We start from the raw sequence: 21,938 nt of genomic DNA, 5'->3' as shown, positions 1-21,938 counted from the left end.
GAATTTTTTTGGAGGTAGTCATATGGAGCGAATTACTTGGGATCAATTTTTCATGGCGCAAAGCCATTTACTCGCATTACGTAGTACATGTACAAGACTGGCAGTAGGAGCAACTGTCGTTAGGGATAAGCGAATTATTGCAGGTGGCTATAATGGTTCAATTACAGGTGATGAACATTGTATTGAAAAAGGCTGCTATGTTGTTGATAATCATTGTGTGCGTACAGTGCATGCTGAGATGAATGCACTTCTACAATGTGCTAAATATGGTACACCTACAAAAGGTGCAGACTTATATGTTACACATTTCCCGTGTCTACCATGTACGAAATCTATTATTCAAGCAGGTATCGAACGCGTTTATTACGCCACTGATTATAAAAATAATCCTTATGCACAAGAATTATTCGAAAAAGCAGGTGTGGAGGTTGTACACGTTCCGTTTGATGAACGTAAAATCGACTTTTTAAGCGACGACAAATTAGCCTTGTACATAGACATGCTAAATGAGCTTCGCGAGAGTGGTATGCCTGCAGAAAAATTGCTCCCATATGAACAGAAGGTGAGTGCATTATTTGGCAAAAAGCTTTAAAGCATAAATGGATATACGTAGCACTAGCTGTACTTGTTGCTTCAATAGCGGCACACAAGTCAGCTTGGCTACTCGCTATTCTTCTGCTTGTCGCATTATGGCTTAAATTGAAAGATGAAACACGTTTAATTTCAGCGCTTGTTATCGTCAGTGGATTTCTTTCCTATTTCTTCATCATTACATTTCAATTGACGGAATCTCCCCCTCTACCGTCAACATTCCAAATAACTTGGTCGAGTGAATATAAAATAAATGGTCAAAAACTCAGAGGCTTTGTAAAAACTGAAACAGGTGAGAAGTTATATGTCGTATATACTTTCTCCTCAGAACAAGAGAAAAGCTTTTATGAAACTACTTCATTGACTGGGAGGACCTATCTAGTGCATGGAGAACTTATAGCACCTCTTCCATCTGCACATGCGTATGCATTTTCTATGGAAAAATATTTGATCAGTAAAGGTGCAAGAGGAATATTTGAAGTTACAAACTGGACCTTTATAGAAGAGAAAAAATCTATTCGTTCGTTTCTTGCTAAACAGAGACACTCTATGAAAAAACATATTGAAACAACATTCCCGGAGTCACTAGTTGCAGAAGCACAAGCACTTCTAATAGGATCACAGGATCAAGTCGATCATGAGCTTCAAAGAGCCTATCAAAAGCTTGGCATCACACATCTATTTGCTATCTCTGGTCTGCATGTGGCACTTGTCTCATGGTTGTTTTTTGAAGGTCTTCTACGTATAGGCGTACGGAAGGAAATGGCGACTATAGTTTTACTCATCATCTTACCTATCTATGGAGTGCTAGCTGGCGGTGCTCCGTGCGGTATCTGTCGTAGAATTAATCATGCTGATGCGTTACGCTAGGTGGCAAATATCGATTGATGATGCCCTAGCAATTAGCTTTCTTTGCTTTGTCTTACTAGAACCAGGTGTCATTTATCAGATTGGTTTTCAATTGTCATATTTAGCAACGGTTAGTCTTGTCTATTCTGGCGTCATTTTAAGACTATCCACGAACTGGTTAATCCGTTCATTTCTCATTACATTTGTATGCCAGCTTCTTGTTTATCCATTATTACTCCATCATTTTTATGAAATTTCTATTTCATCATTTTTGGCAAATATTATTTTCGTACCACTGTTTTCCTTTGTTATTTTGCCCTTAAATATTGCTATGTTTGTCATAACGATTATATCGATGCCGGTAGCAAAGGTTTTATTTGCTGGATACGAGCCGCTTCGTATTTGGCTTACGACATTCATTTTATATGTCCAGGAATTGCCTTTTCAGCTGTGGTCGCCGGGAAAACCTGCTATTTGGCTTATTTGCGTGGCGTTGATAAGTGTGTTAGCGGGCTTCTATTTTATAGAAATCAAACATTATGGTAAATTTGCAGTTGTGATTTTCATTCCTGCAATCTGTATTCATTTATTGCCGATGTTATTTAATGAAACGAAGCTTACGTTTTTAAACGTTGGTCAAGGTGATTGTACAGTTATTGAACTGCCGTTTAGAAGGGCCGTATACGTTATTGATTCAGGAGGCTTACTGCGCTTTGAGCAGGAACTATGGAAGACTTCAGAAAGCCCCTATGAGGTTGGAAGACAGGTTGTTGTACCGTTTTTAAAAGGAAAAGGGATTCGAGACATTGATATTTTTATCGTCACCCATGCAGACGCTGATCATGTTGAGGGAGCTGAGGAGATTTTGCAGGAGATTAATATGCATGAAATTCATCTCACTCCGGGCTCAATGGATAAACCTATTATGCAAGATTTACTGATGGAAGCGAAGAAGCAAATGGTTCAAGTGAAAGAAAAGATGCATGGTACAACGTGGCGTATAGGAGAGACAAGCTTTCAATATTTATGGCCCCTTGAGACCGTTTATGAGGGGAATAATGATTCAATTGTTTTGTATTTACAACAGGGGGCATTTCGAGCATTGTTAACGGGTGACTTAGAGGAGCATGGTGAACAGGAGATTATTCGTCTTTACAACAAACAATTAGCGGAGATGACATTGTTGAAGGCTGGACACCATGGCAGTAAAACATCAAGTATTGAGCCTTTTGTAGAGCTGTTACGGCCTGAATTAACCATTTTTAGCGCGGGGCTCAATAATCGCTATCGTCATCCGCATGATGAGGTAGTGGAGCGTTTCGCAAGTCGCAATTTACCGACAGTAACAACTGGAATAGACGGCACGATTGAGGTGCGAATTCGGGGGGAAACATGGTCAGTGCAAATCGAAAAAGACCTTGTCCAATGAGCAAGGTCCTTTTCAATCGTACATTAATAATTATCTAGATACGAATTCTACTATAATTGCGATGAAAAACATAACTGTGAAAGCTCCAAATGATACACCGAAACCAACTCCAGAATCGATTGCATCGTTACGGCGACATTGTATGTTTTTTCCTTCAAATGGATTCATTGTTATCCCTCCAATTCTGTTATTTATTATAAGACATCATTTTCATAAAAGCTATATCGAAAAGGAGAATTCGCCCTGTGGCAAGGAATCGACACAATTCGGTCAAAGTCACAAAGGAATTCAAATCATGTATACTAGTAGTATTGCTAGATGGAGGGGAAATTATGATTTCAACGGTTTGGAATAATATCAAAAGAGGAGAGCTTGCACCAGTTTATTTACTTGTTGGTGAGGAAAGCTATTTTATAGATGAAACAGTTAAACGTTTAAAAGAGGCTATAGGACCTGAAGAAGAGATAGAAATGTCAACATTTGATTTAGAAGAATTGCCAGTAGATGTTGTTATGGATGAAGCGGATACAATTCCTTTTTTCTCTGAGCGGAAGCTGATCATTGCAAAAAACGCATCTTTTTTAAAGGCAACTGAAAAGGGTAAAGAGAAAATCGACCATGATGTAAAACGCCTTGAGGCATGGCTTGCGAACCCTTCCGATTTTTCAGTAACCGTTTTTATCGCACCTTATGAGAAATTAGACGAGCGTAAAAAAGTGACAAAGATAATGAAGGAGCATGCATTATTAGTCCAAACTGAAACGCCCAAAGAGCAGGATTTAGCTGTCTGGATTCAAAGTGTTGTTAAAGCAGAGGGTAACAGTATTACGCAAAATGCGATTGAGCAGCTTGTCGCAATGGTTGGGCCGAATATGTTACAGTTGCAAATGGAAATTGAGAAGCTAACTCTCTATTTAGGTGATGGAGGCGAGATTACTGCTACGTTAGTTGAGGATTTAGTGGCAAAAACATTAGAGCAGGATGCCTTTAAAATGTTAAATGCTTATTTTGCGAATGACTCAGTAGGGGCATTGTCTATTTATCACGATTTACTACGTCAAAAGCAAGAGCCCATCATGCTTGTTGGATTGCTTGCATCCAATGTTCGTACGATGTCTAATGTGTTTTATTTATTAAAAAAAGGCTACCATCCACAGCAAATTGCCAAAAATTTAAAAGTACATCCTTATCGTGTCAAATTGATGGTTGAGCAGCGTAATCGTCCATCAGAGGAAAGTTTATTGAAGGCGTTGTATCAACTAGCAAAGGTCGATTTACAGCTGAAAACAGCGGGTGGCAATCGTGAGCGTTATTTAGAACTCTTTTTACTGCGTCAATTTTAATAAGAAATCAACTTTTGGTGAGCTGTCCTAAGCAATATGGGCAGCTCTTTATCTTTATACAGTTAGCACAATCAAAAACAAGACGCATGTTGTGCGATAGCACAGCAATTAAGGTCATAATTAATGATCTTTGAAAAATAAAAAGATCAGCTACTCTGAATAGAGTATACTGATCCTTTATAACAATTATGCTTTTTTAGCAAGGCGAGACTTTTTACGAGCCGCCGCGTTTTTGTGAATAAGTCCTTTTGAAGCTGCTTTATCTAAAGATTTGAAAGCTGCTTGTAAAAGTTCTTGTGCGTTCTCAGCATTAGCAGCAACAGCGTTTTCAGCTTTTTTCACTGTAGTACGCATTGCAGATTTAGCTTGAGTGTTAGCAGCGTTAGCTTTTTCGTTAACTTTTACGCGTTTAATCGCAGATTTAATGTTTGGCATATGTTTCACCTCCTAAAATAGGTACGAGATGATATCTTCTCATTGATTTCTTGTGTCAATACAACAAAAATCATTTTAACAAACGCTAGGCTAAATTGCAATAGATAAATGCAAAGAATATTTACTTGACAGTTTGAACAAACTACTTTTGAGGTGAACTGTATGCAAAATTTAAATTGGCAACGTACGGATTTAATCGATGAGTCGGAAGAAGTTGTTTTACATCAAACGAAAGAGCAAAAGGAAACGCTTGAAGAAAAGAGTGGTATCCAAATTGAAGATCGGAATACTGGTCGGGTAAAAATCACTGATGTGCTCGTTAATGCAGAAGGTGAGAAGCAGATTGGTAAGAAGAAAGGACAGTACATTACACTTTCCGTACCTACTTTGACGCTTGATGATCAGGATGGATTTGAACAACTTGAGAAAGAGTTGCTTGCAAATTTTAATAAAATGCATGAAGCAATGTCGTGGAATGAGGATGACAAAATTTTAATTATTGGTCTAGGTAATCGTACCATTACACCCGATGCTATAGGACCGTATCTTATTGATCATTTGCATAGTTTAGATGTAATTAATGAAAAATTTGTCATGTATGCGCCTGGTGTAACAGGACAAACAGGATATGAAACTGGTGATTTTGTTGCGGCATTGGCTGAACGACTGCAGCCAAAATTAATTATTGTCGTAGACGCACTTGCAACAAGGGCTAGTGATCGTTTATGTAAAACAATTCAATTAACGAATACAGGGATACATCCCGGTTCAGGCGTAGGAAATCAGCGTAAGGAAATTTCATATGAGATGCTTGGCATTCCTGTTACCGCAATTGGTATCCCAACAGTAGTTGATGCCCCTGTATTAATTGCAGATGCTGTAGAGTTCATGCTACGTTCTTTAGCGGCACGAGTTGCAGAACGGAGTAAGCCTTCATCAAAATTGTCATTATCATCTTGGCAACCAGATATAAATAAAGAGCTTGATATGTCTTTAATAAAACCAATATTCGGTGAATGGGCTACCTGGACCAAAGAAGAACGTCAGCAATTGTTTGCTGAAACATTTTCGGGCTCGCATACACAGCTGATGGTTACGCCAAAGGAAGCCGATTACTGGATAGATAAATATGCTAAAATCGTATCATCTATGCTTATGAAATGGGCAAATAATCTGTAATTTTTTTTCGTTCTAAAAGGCACATCCCCTCCATACGATAAGGGGAGGAGGGTGTGACTTTGCTAAAAAAACTACAGTGGTCATTTGGTTTATTATTGTTCTTCTTCGTATTACCTGTCATTGCTGGGCAACTTCCGTTCAACAAGCAAGCATCGACTCCGATTAAACAACCAGAGGATCAACCAGTCGTGTATGCCGCTACTAATTTAACTGAACAAAGTGTGCTCGAGGAGACAAAAGAGGAAACAAAAGAGGAGACAAAAGATCCATTTAAAGTATTATTATTATTTACGCATTCACAAGAATCATATCAACCGATGGTAAAAGCTGTTAGCGGGAAAGCAGCCAATTATGATGAAAAAACAAATATTTATAATTTACAAGATGCAATTTCTAAGCATTTTAGCATGAACGGTATACAGACGGATGTATTAGAGGTTGATGTTATGAAGGAACTGAAACTTAAGGGAAAAAGTTTTCCGGATTCATACAATACTGTACGTCCTTATTTATCAAAACGTTTACAAGAGCAGTCCTATGACTTAGTTATTGATTTGCATCGAGATTCTGCTAAGAGAAATGCAACAACGATCACACATAACAACGAATCCTATGCACGGATTGCCATTGTCGTGGGTGCAGAGCATAAGAATTATCGTTGGAATACGGCTTATGCAGAAAGTTTATCTGCTTCTATGAATGAAATTGTGCCAAAGATTTCTAGAGGTGTTATCTCTAAAAGTGGAGACAATGTAGATGGACGCTATAATCAGGATTTAACAAAAGAAATGATTTTAATCGAATTAGGTGGAATTGATAATACAGAAGAAGAATTGAATCGTTCAATTGCCGTCATAGGAAAAGCCATTGCAAAATCCTTTATTACAGAAAAACAAGAATAGTAGATCTCGTAGATCTCTTATTTTAAAACTAGTAAAAGATTACTATAAATTATATATTGGAATTGGCAAAAAGATGGACTGTTTAAGATGACCATCTTTTTGCCCATTTTTTTTACAAAATGTCATGCGGAATTATGATGCCTATTGTTAGTAAAATTACCATGAAATTTTTTTAAAAAAATAGTTGTTAGACCTTTAAATTGTTCATTTCTTGGCTTATAATTTTCAAGGCAGTTTATAAAGATTTGATTTGAACAACGGCATATGCAATAGGCGAAACACGCTTTTAAAGCATCTACCATTTTTGGAGATGCTTTTTTGACGGAAAGAATGTGGGAAGATAAGCGATTATTTTAAATGGAATAAAGTACAACTATACATATGAAGAGCTTAATTGTGTTGTTTATGTTATCGAAGGAAGATTTAAAATATTCATGCGAATTGATTGGGGAAATATTGGGGTGTTAGTTGTGAAGAACCAAGTTATTTTTCTAGAACTATTAGCTGTCTGAAAGGGACAAAAATTTTCTAAGATATCATTTTATATAAACTTTTATAGTTACTCACCCGTCATTCATAAGTGAGTGCACTGAATTTAGTTAAAAGGGGACGATGTTTGGCTTTATACTAAAGTTTGCGCTATTAAAAAATGTAAAATATTTATAGATAATTGGCTCACACCAAAAATTGAGGGTGACATTTGTAAAACGTATGCCTTTTATCTTCATTCAGTAGAAGACTCCCACCTCTGAAGGTAGTGAGATAAATACGGATGTGGTTCCCTGTCAATAGGTTCCATACCCCCTACTGAATGAAGATAAAGCCTCCGGCGGATGTCACGGATTTTCAAAGGAATGAATTTAGGATGTTAGCCTAAAATCTTCGCATCCTGCGAAAACGGCTAACTGACCTGCATCGGTGCTGCTGTCGCTACGCTTTCGAGCAAAAAACATCTGTTGCTGCCGCTACGTTAACACTACGCTTTCGCACAAAAAACATCTGTTGCTGCCGCTACGTTAACACTACGCTTTCGCACAAAAAACATATGCAGGCCTGGGCACAATTCAAAATCCGGACGCAATTACGCCAAGGCGAAATTGATATGGGTTGATTGGAGTGAAGACTGGACGCCCCAGGAAGCTCTGTGCGAAAGCGAAGCGACAGCGCCAAATGTTTTATCTGTGCGAAAGCGAAGCGACAGGGACAAAGCGCCCAGTCGGAACGGAAATCAACCACACGTTATGGTGATGAACTAGATTATTTTAAGAAGAGGAAGGAATATTATGTCAGGCAAGACGTTCAATCATCGTTATATCCCGGGGCTTGATGGGATTCGGGCTTTAGCAGTACTAGCTGTTATTGCTTATCATTTTAACTTCAGTTGGGCCAGTGGTGGGTTCCTAGGAGTTGATATCTTTTTTGTTTTATCAGGTTACTTAATAACCTCTACCATTTTACCTTTAAAAGGAAATCAGTTAACAGTAGGATTAGGGAAATTTTGGATTGGACGATTTCGACGTTTACTACCTGCTGCGTACGTAATGATTATTACTTCATTCGCTTGGGCGACCCTGTTTCATCAGGAACTTCTCAATACGTTGCGCGGAGATGCAATATCCTCTATTTTTTACTCAAGTAATTGGTGGTTCATTTTTCATGAACTTTCTTATTTTGATAGTTTTGGATCCCCTTCACCTTTAAAAAATCTATGGTCTTTAGCTATTGAGGAACAATTTTATCTTATTTGGCCGATTCTGTTAATGCTTGGGCTTTATATTGTTAAAAAACAGAGTAAATTAGCCATTTTCATTTTTATCGGTGCATTATGTTCAGCTACGTTAATGGGCATACTATATGAGCCAGGAGCTGACCCGAGTCGTGTATATTATGGGACAGATACGCGTTGCTTTGAATTATTAATTGGCTGTTGGCTAGCTCTCGTTTGGCCGATGAAAAGATTATCGTCACAAAAACTATCTATGGAGCATGCCAAGAAACTAGATATTATAAGCCTGGTTGCTTTTACTATATTCATTTTAAGTATTATTTTTGTAGATGAATATCAAACTTTCTTATATAGAGGTGGGATGTTCCTATTTTGTTTGAATGCAGCTGTATTGATAGCATGTGTTTGTCATCCTATTAGCTTTTTAGGGAAAGTGCTTTCTATGAAGCCTCTGCGTTGGATTGGTTCAAGATCGTATGGAATTTATTTATGGCATTATCCGATTATCGTGTTAGGTACGCCAGTCCACGAAATAGGTAATCCTGTTTTCTGGCGAGTTGCTTTACAACTAGTTCTTATTTTGATAATTGCTGAATTATCGTATCGTTTTATCGAAATGCCCATACGTAAGGACGGATTCCGTTCTTATTACCGACAGTATCTTAAATTTAATAAAAATAAATGGGGAAGCTTTTCGGTTACTAGAAAAATTTCAACGGTGCTCACTCCTCTAGTCCTATTAGTATTTTTGACTGGAATGACAGGTGTCGTAGGAAAAGAACAAACGGAACCAAAAGAGTCCCAGATAACAGAAGTTAAAATTAATGGTGCAGAACAAGCTGCAAAGCGAGATGATACCGTATCGGAAAAAGGAACAACAGAAAGTGATTCATCGAATGTTGAGGATGAGAAAGGTGAAACTAGTGCTCAACCGGACATAAAAGAGTCTGAACAGGAGGAAAATGATTCAACTGCTGACGAAACGAATGAATCTTATACTGGAATATTAGCCATTGGGGATTCTGTCATGATAGATATTGCTACAAGCTTACATCAGGTCTATCCTAACATTACAATTGATGGAAAAATTGGTCGTCAAGTTTCACAAGCGGTCAAGCTGGCACCAAATTATGCAAGCTTTAATCAGCCAGATAAAGCAGTTATTATTCAACTTGGCACAAATGGTTACTTTTCGAGTGATCAGATTGATGCACTACTTGCAGCTTTCTCCAATGCCGATATTTATTTAGTAAATACTCGGGTACCGCGTTCTTGGGAAGGTAAAGTGAATTATTCTTTACAACAAAAAGCGCAAGAGCATGATAATATTACATTGATTGATTGGCATTCGGCTGCTATTAACCATCCAGAGTATTTTGCTCCAGATGGAGTACATTTAGAACAAGAAGGTATTGATACGTTAACGAACCTTATTCAACAATCGATAGACAAATAATCAATTAAGTAAAAAATAGTCAGCATGTACCTTACTATAGGTGTAGCTGGCTATTTTTATGTTAAGAATAAAGGAAAACCTCTTGCATTTTTCTCAGTTCTCATTACTAACGCTTTTTCGCTTTTCAACATGTTTTTGCAGAGGAAATGGCACATCAATCAGAATAACCATTGATTTGACTGTCTTTATACCGTTCTAATGTTGTGGTTTGTATAAGGTTCATAGTATAATTCATTATAGTTTAATTAGGAGTGGAAAAGATGAACCGAGAAGCACGTTTAAAAAGACAAGAGAATATACGAAATTTCTCTATTATTGCACATATTGACCACGGGAAATCAACGCTTGCTGACCGTATTTTAGAGCAAACGAAGTCATTAACATCTCGTGAAATGAAAGCACAGCTCCTTGACTCAATGGATTTAGAGCGTGAGCGAGGCATAACGATTAAATTAAATGCGGTACAATTGAAGTATGAAGCTAGAGATGGCGAAGTGTATACATTCCATTTAATCGACACACCAGGACACGTCGATTTCACATATGAAGTATCACGTAGTTTAGCTGCTTGTGAGGGCGCAATTTTAGTTGTCGACGCAGCACAAGGCATTGAAGCACAAACACTAGCAAACGTTTATTTAGCGCTTGATAACGACCTAGAAATTTTACCTGTTATCAATAAAATCGATTTACCAGCAGCAGATCCAGAACGCGTACGTCAAGAAGTTGAAGACGTAATTGGGTTAGATGCTTCTGAAGCGGTACTAGCTTCTGCTAAGGCCGGTATCGGTATTGAAGATATTTTAGAGCAAATTGTAGAGAAGGTACCTGCACCAACCGGAGATCCAGAAGCACCACTACAAGCCCTTATTTTTGACTCTGTCTATGATGCCTACAAAGGTGTTATTATTTCCATTCGAATTATCAATGGTACAGTAAAACCAGGCGATAAAATTCGTATGATGGCTACTGGAGCAGAATTTGAAGTTATTGAGGTAGGGGTACATACACCAAAAGTTGTACCACAGGATGAACTAACAGTTGGTGACGTAGGCTATTTAACAGCGTCCATTAAAAACGTTGGTGATACTCGTGTCGGGGATACAGTTACATTTGCGAATCGCCCTGCGGCTGAAGCATTAGCAGGTTACCGCCGATTAAATCCAATGGTTTATTGCGGATTATACCCAATCGATACGGCAAAATACAATGACTTACGTGAAGCGTTAGAAAAGCTAGAGCTGAATGACTCTGCATTACAATATGAACCAGAGACATCACAAGCGCTTGGCTTCGGTTTCCGTTGTGGCTTCTTAGGGCTTCTACATATGGAAATTATTCAAGAGCGTATTGAGCGAGAATTTAACATTGATTTAATTACAACAGCGCCTTCCGTTATTTACAATGTTCATATGACGGATGGTACATCAATAAAGGTTGACAACCCTTCATTTATGCCTGATCCACAAAAAATTGATCGAGTGGAAGAGCCATATGTCAAAGCAACAATTATGGTGCCGAACGATTATGTAGGGGCAGTTATGGAACTTTGTCAATTGAAGCGTGGTAATTTCATGACGATGGATTATATTGATACATCACGTGTCAGCATTATTTATGAAATGCCACTATCAGAGATCGTATATGATTTCTTCGACTATTTAAAATCTAATACGAAGGGCTACGCTTCATTTGACTATGAACTCATTGGCTATCAAGCTTCAAAATTAGTGAAGATGGATATTTTACTAAATGGCGAGCAAGTCGATGCACTAAGCTTTATCGTACACCGTGACTTTGCGTATGAACGTGGGAAAGTCATCGTTGAAAAGTTGAAAGAATTAATCCCACGTCAACAATTTGAAGTGCCAATTCAAGCAGCAGTTGGTCAAAAAATTGTGGCACGTTCAACAATTAAAGCCATGCGTAAAAACGTATTAGCGAAATGTTACGGTGGAGATATTTCTCGTAAACGAAAACTTCTTGATAAACAAAAAGAAGGTAAAAAACGTATGAAACAAGTAGGTTCAGTCGAAGTACCACAAGAAGCGTTCATGGCTGTTCTGAAGATGGATGATTCGAAGTAATTTAGTAATATCAAGGGTTTGCGATGTATTTAGTTAATTTATAAAAGGGTTAAATGGTGGGGCTCCCCACCAATTCCCCACCATAAAAAAATACGTTAGCAATTCTTATATATCTTGAGCGAATGAATCAAAGATGTTCGCAGCATCTCTGGCCATTTTCTCAGTGAGGTGGACATAGCGATCTTCTGTTACGGCAGCTCTGCTATGTCCTAATCTTTTTTTGTACAGCTTTAACGGGGGAGCCATTCTCTATTAATGTTGTTGCATGTGTGTGGCGTAATGAGTGATAATTAAATTTAATATTTAATTTTTCGCTAGTTTTTCTAGTATTATATTTGACGACACTCGGTGTACAATGTTCTCCATTTTCTTTTTTACATACATAATCATGTTCTGAATCCTGTTTATAAAACTCACCAAACTTCAAACGATTATCAAGTTGTCTTTTTTTAGCACGTCTTAGGATTTCGGCAAGCGCATTACCAAATGGAATTGTTCGATAACCAGCTTTTGTTTTTTGTGGTCTAGGTTGCCACTGTATTTTTTGTTTTCATCTTTGATACCAACTAGTTGTTGCTCAACTTCTAATGTGTCTACAAATGCTAAGATCTACATGTACAAACGCACTCACTTAAAGATGTACACTTTTGATTCACTTTCTCGCATACTAATCATGAGGTGATTAGTGTGTACATAACGCTAGATGTTCAAACGAATTTTGAGATTAACAGTCTTTCAGACTTACCAAAATTCAAACAGCTAATGGAGAATTTAAAGATGAAAATTAATAAGAGTCAGTTGGCAAGAGAAATGGGTGTAGATCGACGTACTGTTGATAAATACTTAAATGGATTTACACCAAAAGGAACAAAAGAAAAGACATCTATTATAGATGATTATTATGAAGTGATTGCAGCTTTACTATCAGAAGATTCGAAGCAAGTCTTTTATTATCGTCGTGTACTTTGGCAATATTTGAAGGATAATCATGGCTTAGAGTGTGGTAGTTCTACATTCCGTCGCTATATTGCAAAAACGCCTGAGTTCGCAGCTTATTTTACAGATCAAGTACGTATCCCTTCACCAAAAGGAACGACAAGATTTGAAACACCACCTGGTCAACAGGCTCAATTTGACTGGAAAGAAAGTATTCCGTTTGAAACAAGTGATGGTGAAAAAGTAGAAGTAAACGTAGGTGTACTTGTACTTGGATATTCACGATTCCGTGTCTTTACATGGCTGCATCTGCTTTAACTTTAGCTTTAGCTGGAACTAGTTTTGGGACTGCTAAAGCAGCAGAACCAGTCAATACTGGTGTAGATGAAACAATTTATCAAGCACCAGAACAAGCACCAGAAGATGAAATAATTCTGTATGCTCGAGAAGCTGATTACAGAGGTACTTCTTTCACTAATGGAGAGTATCACAACTCATTTTCTATTAGTAATACTGCAGATGATTATAGTGTAAGATATAATTTCAAAAACAATGGATCTAATACATTTGATTATAAAATTTTCAGACCGGATGGTAAGATATTTGCAAGTGGTACTTTAGCTTCAGGAGAGAATGATACTGTTACTATAGAAAAAAAGTTGCCATTATATGCCAAAAGGGAAATGTACATTCTCCGTAATTACAAAAAATGGTGGGTCAGGATCCTTTGATTTTGCTTTTAGAGTCTTATACTAAATCAAAAAGTTTAATTACAGTAAAGCCCAGGTACTCAATTAATTTTGAGCTTGGGCTTTTTTTATGGCAAAAATAAAAGCCACTCATTTGAGTTGACTGAGGTTATTTATTTACAACATTGTTCATTACATCAATATATTTTTGAATATCAAGTGATTTGTTATTCATTCTAATAATAATTGTTCCAACTTGTGCATCTCCAAAATTTTTTGCTCTAACCTCTTGAGCTTTTTCAACACTTGGCCATTCATAAATACTAACATCCTCGGTTGTAATTAGAGTTGTGCATTCTAAATCAACGCAGTTATGACTATTGTCTCGTGAATCTGTTGTTGGAAGGCCTGCATCCTGAAATGCTTTTAGGATGTCTTCTGCAGAATAAGATTCGTTTGATTGTTTTAAATCGTCTTTAGAAGTTAAGTGTTCTTCTGTTACTAAGTATTTAAATTCATAATTATTAATTATTTTTAATTTTGTTTGTATTAAACCCATATCACTTAAGGCGACTTTCCCTGTCGCAGCATATGATTTTGCCAAACTGTTCTTTATGTTCACTTTTACGAAAATTGAATCAATTTTTTCTTTTTTCGATTTAGCTAAATCACTAGTCAATTCGACTAATTTGCGTAGGTCATTTTCTTCTGTTAAAGAAGTCAATAAAGTTACATACCAAATACTTCCGCTAATTTTTTCTTCTTGAATAGTGTAATCAAGTTTATTTTCCTCAGCATCTTTAGCTTCACGTGCAGCTTTTTCTTCCTCTGTTTCTTTTTCTATTATTAAACCAAGTTGCTGAATAGTGTTTAATTTCCCATCTTTAAAGATAAGTGATACAGGAGAATCTTTTTCTATTCCATTTTCCCCGTCATACTCCCAAATTAATATTAGATTATCATTTTCTTTTGCATCTGGATTTTTCGGTTTGCCACCCACTATTTTTTCTACTTCTTCCAAACTCATTCCATTTTTTAATTTGTTAAATTCGTCTGGTGTAACTGTAGCAGGTTTATCATCATTTGATTTTGCTACTGTTTCCACTTTATCTTTTTCATTTGAGTCATTAGTTGAATCGGTGCTGTTTGTAGGCACCATAATAAACCCGACAATGAACGCCGCAACGGAGATACCTAATACAAGACCGCCTTTCATCTTTTTCTTTTTTATTACTCCGATTATTAATAACGCAAGACCTACAAAAACACCTAAGAAACCTAATAACACTAATATATAACCCATATATATCAAATCCTTTCATATATTACCATAAAGGAAATGGTAGGTAATTGTACATATAAAAAACAGACAACCATGATTAGTTATCTGTTTTATAATTAAAACAATTAAAATTACTATAAACGTGTTTTATAAAAGAAAGTTTATTTTGTAATCTTTACATTATTGAATCTGTAATCTGTCCAGTTAGCACGAATTAAAATATTTATTGAATCAGCATCAATAGGAGCATAGAAAATAACATCTTCAGCAGTTACACCAGGCTCAAGATAGGTATCAGCGTGAGGAACATTTTCTTTTTTATACCATCTTTCAAAATTGAATTTAGAGTCATAACTGTACTGTTTTCCATTTGCGACAATCTTAGATAGATCGCTTCCATTGCTAATTTTATCATTAGAGTTATTTACATATGTAACATAAATTTTTAATGAATCAGAATCTTGCACAACTTTATCAATTTTAACTGTTACTTTATCAATTGTTTTTGACAATTCAGATTGAGTAGTAGATTCAGTAGTATTTGATGTAACAGCATATGTTTTTGATTTGCTATCATAAGTTACTTTCCCACCAAAAAGCTCTGTAACAGCATTTAACGGTACATATGCCGTATTATTAATTAACTGTACATCAATAGATTGTTTTTTTCCGTCAAAAGTAAAATTGTATTTAGTTGCAGCGTAAGCGCCCATACTAAAAGTTAAAAGTAAAATAAATACACTAAATATAACTGTTGATTTTTTCAAATTTAAATTCCTCCTTTTTTAACTATAATAGGAAATTTAATGAGATTTGTACAGTATAAAAAAACAGACAGCCAATATTAGTTATCTGTTTTTGTTGACAATAATCTCAATTAAAATTGGTACATATCTTCGTAGGGCTTTCATCTCAAAAGAAAAAGGGGATTAAGAATTAAGTTTTAGGTATTCAATATTTGTATGCGGTGGTACCGCCCCTCGGAATCTAGCTTGTTGCTCAACCCGCATGGAATGATAGTTAAAACTGATAATTAATTTCTCTAGTATTATATTTGAAGACACTTGGCGTACAATGTTCGCCATTTTCTTTTTTTACATACATTATCACACTAGCGTCGCATTAATATAATTCAACGCATTTTTAAAAACCGAATTTTCTGTAATATTATCCATACATAAAAAAAGCCTTTATAATGGTTGGGTGATAGTAAACCATCCAAATCCAAAATAAAGGACATAAGCATGGATAAGTTTACACGAAAAACATCATTTGAACAATGGTTTTCACCTATTTCTTCTACACAAATGGAGAAATTAGTTGAAATTCATCAATTAAATTACTATACAAAGAAGCTTCACATCGCTTCATTCTTGAAATTATTACTGTTTGCGCAACTGAATGAAACCGAAAGTCTACGTGCCATTAGTGACGCGCTATTATCAGACGACTTACAAAAAGCAACGTATTTAGAGTCCATCAGCTTTTCGCAGTTAGGTCGGCGATTAAACCAAGTGCCAACTGAGTTTTTCCAACGAATTTTTCTAGACTTAGTCGAGCAAATTCATGAGAAAATGAATTTTGAGCATAGGCGAAAAACCACAACACCACTGAAAATCATTGATTCCAGCACACTGCCATTAAACTTAAACAACCATAGATGGGCTGAATTCCGTAAAACAAAATCAGGTGTGAAGTTACATTTGCGCCTTGTTTACCTAGAAAAAGGTTGTTCCTACCCTGATAAAGCGGTGTTGACGAATGCGAAAGAACATGATCGTGGTCAGCTTGAAATTCTCATTGATGACACGGAGTGCATGTACGTGTTTGACCGAGGTTACTTAGATTATGAGCGCTTTGATCGCATGACAGATGACGGATTTTTCTTTGTCTCACGCTTACGAAAAAACGCTGTAACACGTGTGGTTGAATCATTTGAAGTACCTGAACAGTCATCGGTGTTATCGGATGAAATGATTCTGATTGGCAACACGCAAAATCGCGCTGAAAATGTATTTCGCCGTATCGAAGTACTGGATCCAAACGGTAAAGAACTACATCTGATGACGAATCGTTTTGATTTAAGTGCAGATGAGATCGCTGAACTGTATAAGTCACGCTGGGCAATCGAACTGTTTTTCAAATGGATGAAACAGCATCTGAACATTAAAAAGTTCTACGGGCAAAGCGAGCAAGCTGTGCATAATCAGGTATACATCGCAATGATCGTTTACTGCTTAAACGTGCTAGCACAGCTTCACACAAACAGTTCACGGACATATTTACAAATTAGTAGGTACTTAAAAGCAACACTATGGAAACCAGCACGTATTTAGCTTCGAAAAATCGAAGGAAATACGGTACCCTAAGGATTTTGAACTGCAGTTGCCCTAGTCAAAGGTTATAGTAAAAAAATGGATGTTTACTATCTCTACTTAAGCGTCTTTCATTTTCTTCAAAAACGGAAGAATTAGAAAACAGAAAATTCAATTAAAATTCATGCGACGTTAGTGACATTATCATGTAACAGTAAACGAGTAACACAGCATAGGCTAGCGTTATTTTTATACCTTCATCCACCTTTTTGTTATGATTAAATAACATCAAGGAGGGAACAAAATGAAAATATATATAAATGATGACGAAATGATTGATGAATTATATACAATCATTCGGTACATTCAATCGAATCACCGTGAGAATTCTGAGGTACTTGAAACATCTTATGAAATAGAAGATGCAGTAATCAAAATAAGAGAATCTTTAGGCGTTTAATTCGTAGTAGGGAAGTTAGACATTAATGTACCTAAATTCATAGCAAATGCTTAAAAAACAAAGCCTAGGTACTCAATTAATTTTGAGTCCTAAGCTTTTTGTGTTTCCGTTAAAATGTCTTAAATCGATCGTTTATAAGCATTTACTGTTGAAGTATATTGAAATAATTTAGGGTTTACTAGACCCTCTTGTAAATCCATCATCCCTAATTGTCCTATTCTTGCAATAAAGGAACTAACCAACTACCACTTGGAGCACCTTGTAATGTTTTAACTTGATTAGATGATAACTCTGAAACTTTACTAGCGTCAATTGGTTCTTTTGCATTTTCTATTGTTTTTTGAAAAGCTTTCAAATCAGCCTTATACATATTCTCGCCAACTTGTTCAGTAAAACCTTTATATTCATAAGCACCTTGAAGGATCGTTAACATTATACTCAAATCTAATTTTTATAGGTTTATCTCAGTAGCCTCATTCAAAGCTTTTTTACTTACTAGTCTTACAGGATGTCTTCAAAGTAAACCTCTCAGAATCTTGGTGATCCTAGTATCGTGGTATCACATCTGTAGCAATTGGATAGCTTACTCTGTTCATATTTTTCACAGCTGTTGAGAATTATATGGCAGCACAATATCTCACCGTCAATGTCCGAAAAACTGATTCAACACTTATGATTTATAAAATCATAAAATTATTCGAGTCATTCTACTGGTGAGATACTTAAACTGTATTCCCTCTCAAAAGTTTCAATAAATTTAACAGCACTTTTTGAAAGGTAACGGTCCTTCAACCAGATCACGGCGGAATCTGATTGAATACTAAGTTCTTCAAGCTCCAATATTTTCAGGCCATTCATAGAAAATGAACGTAAGACAGACCTTGGGAGTAAGGAAGCACCGACACCTTCTCTAACTAGGGACATAATCATAGCAGCGTCTGAACATTGACAGACAATTTTTGGTTCATAGTGATATTTTCTACAAGCTTCTAAAACGAGTTCGTATTGACCAACACCCTTAAAACGTTGTAGCAACATTAGTGGCATACTTGAAAGTTCATCTAGTCTTAATGTATTTTCATAATTCCACGTCTCAGGGATAACGGCTACAAAATGGTCCGGAGGCAATGGCAGTGAGGACAAGTCATCTGATTCTGCCTCTAAAGGTAACCGGACTATAGCAACCTCAATATGCCTATTTCTTAAATCTTGTAATAATCGATAGGTATCCCCTTCGTATAAACGAAATGTAACGTTTGAATACTTTTCTCGGAAAAAACGAATGCGTTCAGGTAAGTAAGAAAAGCATGTTTTTACAGATCCAATTGATAATGTACCCTTAAGACCTTCCCCTACTTCTTTCACTTCCATAATTGTTTCATCAATCTGACTTAAAAGATTGATAGCTCTCTTATATAACACTTTTCCTGCTGCTGTAAGTTCTAGATTTTTTCCATTTCGTACTATCAAAAGAGTACTAAGCTCTTCTTCCAGCGCTTTTAGCTGTTGACTAAGGGGGGGTTGGGCCATATGTAACTTTTTTGCTGCTCTAGTAATTTGGCCTTCTTCAACAATAGTGGTAAAGTATCGCAATTGTCTTATATCCATGAAAATCCTCCTTAGAAAGCATATTTATTTTATATACGTTGCGAACATTTTAAATATTTTAAATATTACAAACTTAATGATACATTAATCTTGAAAATAATTCCATGAAAAGGTAGAAAAGGAGACGATAAAATGTCTAGAATTCGAAAAGCTAAAGAAAGTATAAAAGGTTCGATTGCACCAGTTATTACACCCTTCAAGGAAGATGAAGGTTTAGATTTACAGACATTTGAAAATTTAATTAACTGGCAAATAGAGAGTGGGAGCCATGGCATTTCGGTAACCGGGACTTCTGGAGAACCTAGTTCTCTAACGATCGAAGAGAGAGAGCTTGTGATGGAAACAGCAAGTAAAACGATTAACGGACGAGTTCCATTTATACCAGCAACGGGATCAGTTAATCATAATGAAGCGCTACGGTTAACAAAGGTTGCTCAAGAAATGGGAGCAGATGCCGCGATGGTCATTGTTCCATACTATAACAAGCCTTCCCAGCAAGCATTATATAAACACTATAAAGCTATTGCAGATGCCGTGGATATTCCAATTCTTGTATATAATATACCTGGAAGAACAGGTGTGAATATGGAAGTAACAACAATGGCTCGACTTGTTGAAGATTGCCCGAACATTATTGGTGCCAAAGAGTCAAATAAAGATTTTGAACATGTCAATCGTGTGCTATTAAATTGTGGGAGAGATTTTAGTCTATTCTCAGGAATTGAACTTCTTTGCTACCCAATGTTAACAATCGGTGGAAAAGGTTCTATTAGCGCCACAGCAAACGTTGCACCAGCGAAAGTAGCGGAAATGCACAATGCTTGGGAGGAAGGCGACGCTGAAAAGGCTTTAAATCTTCATTATGAATTAATGAAATTAAATGATGTGTTATTCAAAGAAACTAACCCTGGACCAGTAAAAGCAGCGCTGGGTATGATGGGTAAAATTACGCCAGTTTTACGCAAGCCAATGGATTTACCATCTGAGGCACTTCAAAACGAGATTCGTGAAGTTTTAAATCAATATGGAATTTTATCAAATGAGATTGTAACTAAATAATCATTCAAAATCTAAAAAATTCTCTTACTCCTTGTTACAGGAGTAAGAGAAGGATGAGGAGTGTAATAACATGCAGGTTCAAGTAACTGAGACTCAAAAAAATCACTTACACAAGCAAGTAGCAAATGTAAAACTCTATATTAATGGACAGTTTGTCGACAGTAAATCAGGTGCTTCTTTTGAAAATAAAAATCCATTTACCAATGAAATAAACAACTATATCGCCGAGGGGCGTGAAGCGGATATAAATCAAGCAGTTCTTTCAGCAAAAGAAGCCTTTGAGAATGGTCCTTGGGGCAAGATGAAATTGAAAGAAAGAATGAAATATATTAATAGAATTGCAGATCTCATCGATGAGGAGATTGAAGAAATTGCATTCTTAGAATCACTAGATACAGGTCTGCCAATTAGCCAAACAAGAAATCAAACCGCACGTGCTGCAGAAAATTTCCGTTTCTACGCACGAATGGTTGAGACAAAATTGCATGGCGAATCTTATCCAATGGATGATGAATTCATTAATTATACAGTTTATAAACCATTAGGCGTTATAGGGTTAATTACTCCATGGAATGCCCCATTCATGTTAGAGACTTGGAAAGTAGCGCCTGCATTAGCAACTGGAAATACTGTTGTTCTAAAACCAGCTGAACTTTCACCATTGACTGCAAATAAATTAGCTGAAATTATTCATAAAGCTAAAGTTCCGGATGGAGTCTTTAATGTCGTTCATGGCTTTGGAGAAACAGCAGGTGCTACTCTTGTTGCTCACCCAAATGTGAAAGCGATTTCATTTACAGGTGAAACGACTACAGGTTCCACTATTATTAAAAACTCTGCGGATACTTTAAAGAAAACATCGATGGAGCTTGGTGGGAAATCACCTTTAATTGTATTTGATGATGCAGATCTTGAACGTGCTCTAGATGCAGCAATATGGGGGATTTTCTCTTTTAACGGGGAACGTTGCACATCCAATTCTCGAGTATTCTTGCATAAAAATATTAAAGATCAATTTGTTGAAAAATTAAAAGCACGTGTCGCAAACATTAAAATCGGTGACCCAATGGATGCATCAACTGAGCTTGGTCCGCTCATTGAAAAAGGTCACTACAACAAAGTAAAAAAATATATAGAAATCGCTAAACAAGAAGGTTGTGAAGTAGTTCAGGGAGTGGTTCCGGAGAATGTAAAGGCAGGTAATTTTGTCCCACCGACACTTTTATTAAATGCAAAAAATGATATGAGAGTATGTCAGGAAGAAATCTTTGGTCCCGTTATGGCCGTAATCGAATTTGAAACAGATGAAGAAGTACTTCATATGGCAAATAACGTATCTTACGGACTAGCTGGTTTTGTATGGACAAAAGATTTAAAACGAGCACATCGTATGGCGGATGCTATTGAAGCAGGTATGCTTTGGATAAACGCTCAAAACGTACGAGATCTTCGAATTCCATTTGGCGGTATGAAAGATAGTGGAATTGGAAGAGAGGGTGGCCATTACGCAATCTTTGAATTCTATACAGAACCAAAAGTAGTCCATGTTGCTATAGGTGACCATCATATTCCGCAATTTGGGAAGTAAAAAC

Annotated in this window: 19 protein-coding genes and 2 pseudogenes; 14 read left to right on the top strand and 7 right to left on the bottom strand. The window is 36.5% G+C overall.

The window, feature by feature from the left end:
- Nucleotides 1–22: 22 nt before the first annotated feature.
- Together BFJ97_RS05670 and BFJ97_RS05665 are read left to right on the top strand one after the other, a co-directional pair.
- Nucleotides 23–592: a ComE operon protein 2 gene (locus BFJ97_RS05670; protein WP_068983679.1), complete on the top strand. Its 570-nt coding sequence runs from the start codon at nucleotides 23–25 to the stop codon at nucleotides 590–592.
- A gap of 434 nt (nucleotides 593–1,026) precedes the next feature.
- Nucleotides 1,027–2,869, top strand: a pseudogene (locus BFJ97_RS05665) (DNA internalization-related competence protein ComEC/Rec2).
- A gap of 30 nt (nucleotides 2,870–2,899) precedes the next feature.
- Here the strand turns inward: BFJ97_RS05665 and BFJ97_RS23455 are convergent.
- On the bottom strand, nucleotides 2,900–3,037 hold the full coding sequence (locus BFJ97_RS23455; RefSeq protein WP_083226922.1) for a YqzM family protein: 138 nt from the start codon (nucleotides 3,035–3,037) through the stop codon (nucleotides 2,900–2,902).
- Between the two features lie 164 nt (nucleotides 3,038–3,201).
- Between BFJ97_RS23455 and holA the strand changes: the two genes are divergently transcribed.
- The gene (gene holA, locus BFJ97_RS05660) at nucleotides 3,202–4,212 is read left to right on the top strand and encodes a DNA polymerase III subunit delta (protein WP_068983678.1); all 1,011 of its coding nucleotides are present in this window, start codon (nucleotides 3,202–3,204) and stop codon (nucleotides 4,210–4,212) included.
- 186 nt (nucleotides 4,213–4,398) lie between these two features.
- Here the strand turns inward: holA and rpsT are convergent, their stop codons facing one another.
- Nucleotides 4,399–4,647, bottom strand: a complete 249-nt coding sequence (gene rpsT, locus BFJ97_RS05655) for a 30S ribosomal protein S20 (RefSeq protein ID WP_068983677.1) — start codon at nucleotides 4,645–4,647, stop codon at nucleotides 4,399–4,401.
- 162 nt (nucleotides 4,648–4,809) lie between these two features.
- Here rpsT and gpr point away from each other — a divergent pair, with 162 nt between their 5' ends.
- The 5 genes from gpr to lepA all read left to right on the top strand — a co-directional run bounded on the left by gpr (nucleotide 4,810) and on the right by lepA (nucleotide 11,997).
- Nucleotides 4,810–5,826: a GPR endopeptidase gene (gpr, locus tag BFJ97_RS05650; RefSeq protein WP_068983676.1), complete on the top strand. Its 1,017-nt coding sequence runs from the start codon at nucleotides 4,810–4,812 to the stop codon at nucleotides 5,824–5,826.
- A gap of 53 nt (nucleotides 5,827–5,879) precedes the next feature.
- Nucleotides 5,880–6,728, top strand: a complete 849-nt coding sequence (gene spoIIP, locus BFJ97_RS05645; protein ID WP_223553625.1) for a stage II sporulation protein P — start codon at nucleotides 5,880–5,882, stop codon at nucleotides 6,726–6,728.
- A gap of 1,116 nt (nucleotides 6,729–7,844) precedes the next feature.
- Complete coding sequence (locus BFJ97_RS25405) at nucleotides 7,845–7,976, top strand: hypothetical protein (RefSeq protein WP_263297420.1); 132 nt, start codon at nucleotides 7,845–7,847, stop codon at nucleotides 7,974–7,976.
- Nucleotides 7,977–8,011: 35 nt separating this feature from the next.
- Nucleotides 8,012–9,910 (top strand): acyltransferase family protein, encoded by a 1,899-nt coding sequence (locus BFJ97_RS05640; RefSeq protein ID WP_068983674.1) that lies wholly within the window; start codon nucleotides 8,012–8,014, stop codon nucleotides 9,908–9,910.
- A 260-nt stretch (nucleotides 9,911–10,170) separates the two neighbouring features.
- Nucleotides 10,171–11,997: a translation elongation factor 4 gene (lepA, locus tag BFJ97_RS05635; protein WP_068983673.1), complete on the top strand. Its 1,827-nt coding sequence runs from the start codon at nucleotides 10,171–10,173 to the stop codon at nucleotides 11,995–11,997.
- Between the two features lie 202 nt (nucleotides 11,998–12,199).
- On the opposite strand, the gene BFJ97_RS25620 is transcribed toward lepA, so the two are convergent.
- On the bottom strand, nucleotides 12,200–12,538 hold the full coding sequence (locus BFJ97_RS25620) for a tyrosine-type recombinase/integrase (protein WP_139114394.1): 339 nt from the start codon (nucleotides 12,536–12,538) through the stop codon (nucleotides 12,200–12,202).
- Between the two features lie 146 nt (nucleotides 12,539–12,684).
- On the opposite strand from BFJ97_RS25620, the pseudogene BFJ97_RS05630 reads away from it, so the two are divergent.
- Both BFJ97_RS05630 and BFJ97_RS05625 read left to right on the top strand, forming a co-directional pair.
- Nucleotides 12,685–13,230, top strand: a pseudogene (locus BFJ97_RS05630) (IS21 family transposase); the annotation flags it as partial.
- A gap of 2 nt (nucleotides 13,231–13,232) precedes the next feature.
- Nucleotides 13,233–13,664, top strand: coding sequence for a hypothetical protein (locus BFJ97_RS05625; protein WP_068983672.1), 432 nt, complete (start codon nucleotides 13,233–13,235; stop codon nucleotides 13,662–13,664).
- A 127-nt stretch (nucleotides 13,665–13,791) separates the two neighbouring features.
- On the opposite strand, the gene BFJ97_RS05620 is transcribed toward BFJ97_RS05625, so the two are convergent.
- Together BFJ97_RS05620 and BFJ97_RS05615 are read right to left on the bottom strand one after the other, a co-directional pair.
- Complete coding sequence (locus tag BFJ97_RS05620) at nucleotides 13,792–14,925, bottom strand: hypothetical protein (RefSeq protein ID WP_068983671.1); 1,134 nt, start codon at nucleotides 14,923–14,925, stop codon at nucleotides 13,792–13,794.
- Between the two features lie 140 nt (nucleotides 14,926–15,065).
- Nucleotides 15,066–15,671: a stalk domain-containing protein gene (locus BFJ97_RS05615; protein ID WP_068983670.1), complete on the bottom strand. Its 606-nt coding sequence runs from the start codon at nucleotides 15,669–15,671 to the stop codon at nucleotides 15,066–15,068.
- A gap of 477 nt (nucleotides 15,672–16,148) precedes the next feature.
- Here BFJ97_RS05615 and BFJ97_RS05610 point away from each other — a divergent pair, with 477 nt between their 5' ends.
- Complete coding sequence (locus tag BFJ97_RS05610) at nucleotides 16,149–17,240, top strand: IS4 family transposase (protein ID WP_068983669.1); 1,092 nt, start codon at nucleotides 16,149–16,151, stop codon at nucleotides 17,238–17,240.
- Between the two features lie 283 nt (nucleotides 17,241–17,523).
- Entirely contained in the window at nucleotides 17,524–17,679 is a 156-nt protein-coding gene (locus BFJ97_RS24535) for a hypothetical protein (RefSeq protein WP_175401688.1), read from the top strand.
- Between the two features lie 214 nt (nucleotides 17,680–17,893).
- On the opposite strand, the gene BFJ97_RS05605 is transcribed toward BFJ97_RS24535, so the two are convergent.
- Nucleotides 17,894–18,112, bottom strand: coding sequence for a hypothetical protein (locus BFJ97_RS05605; RefSeq protein WP_254660121.1), 219 nt, complete (start codon nucleotides 18,110–18,112; stop codon nucleotides 17,894–17,896).
- Nucleotides 18,113–18,381: 269 nt separating this feature from the next.
- Nucleotides 18,382–19,287, bottom strand: coding sequence for a LysR family transcriptional regulator (locus BFJ97_RS05600; protein WP_068983668.1), 906 nt, complete (start codon nucleotides 19,285–19,287; stop codon nucleotides 18,382–18,384).
- A gap of 132 nt (nucleotides 19,288–19,419) precedes the next feature.
- Between BFJ97_RS05600 and hpaI the strand changes: the two genes are divergently transcribed.
- Nucleotides 19,420–20,346 carry a 2,4-dihydroxyhept-2-ene-1,7-dioic acid aldolase gene (hpaI, locus tag BFJ97_RS05595; RefSeq protein WP_068983667.1) on the top strand — a complete coding sequence of 309 codons (927 nt, stop codon included), beginning with the start codon at nucleotides 19,420–19,422 and terminating at the stop codon, nucleotides 20,344–20,346.
- Between the two features lie 70 nt (nucleotides 20,347–20,416).
- Nucleotides 20,417–21,934 carry a 5-carboxymethyl-2-hydroxymuconate semialdehyde dehydrogenase gene (hpaE, locus tag BFJ97_RS05590; RefSeq protein WP_068983666.1) on the top strand — a complete coding sequence of 506 codons (1,518 nt, stop codon included), beginning with the start codon at nucleotides 20,417–20,419 and terminating at the stop codon, nucleotides 21,932–21,934.
- The last annotated feature ends 4 nt before the right edge of the window (nucleotides 21,935–21,938 follow it).

Source organism: Lysinibacillus xylanilyticus (assembly GCF_001708185.1).
GTDB lineage: Bacteria > Bacillota > Bacilli > Bacillales_A > Planococcaceae > Lysinibacillus > Lysinibacillus xylanilyticus_A.
This window is presented reverse-complemented; position numbering and strand designations above follow the sequence as displayed.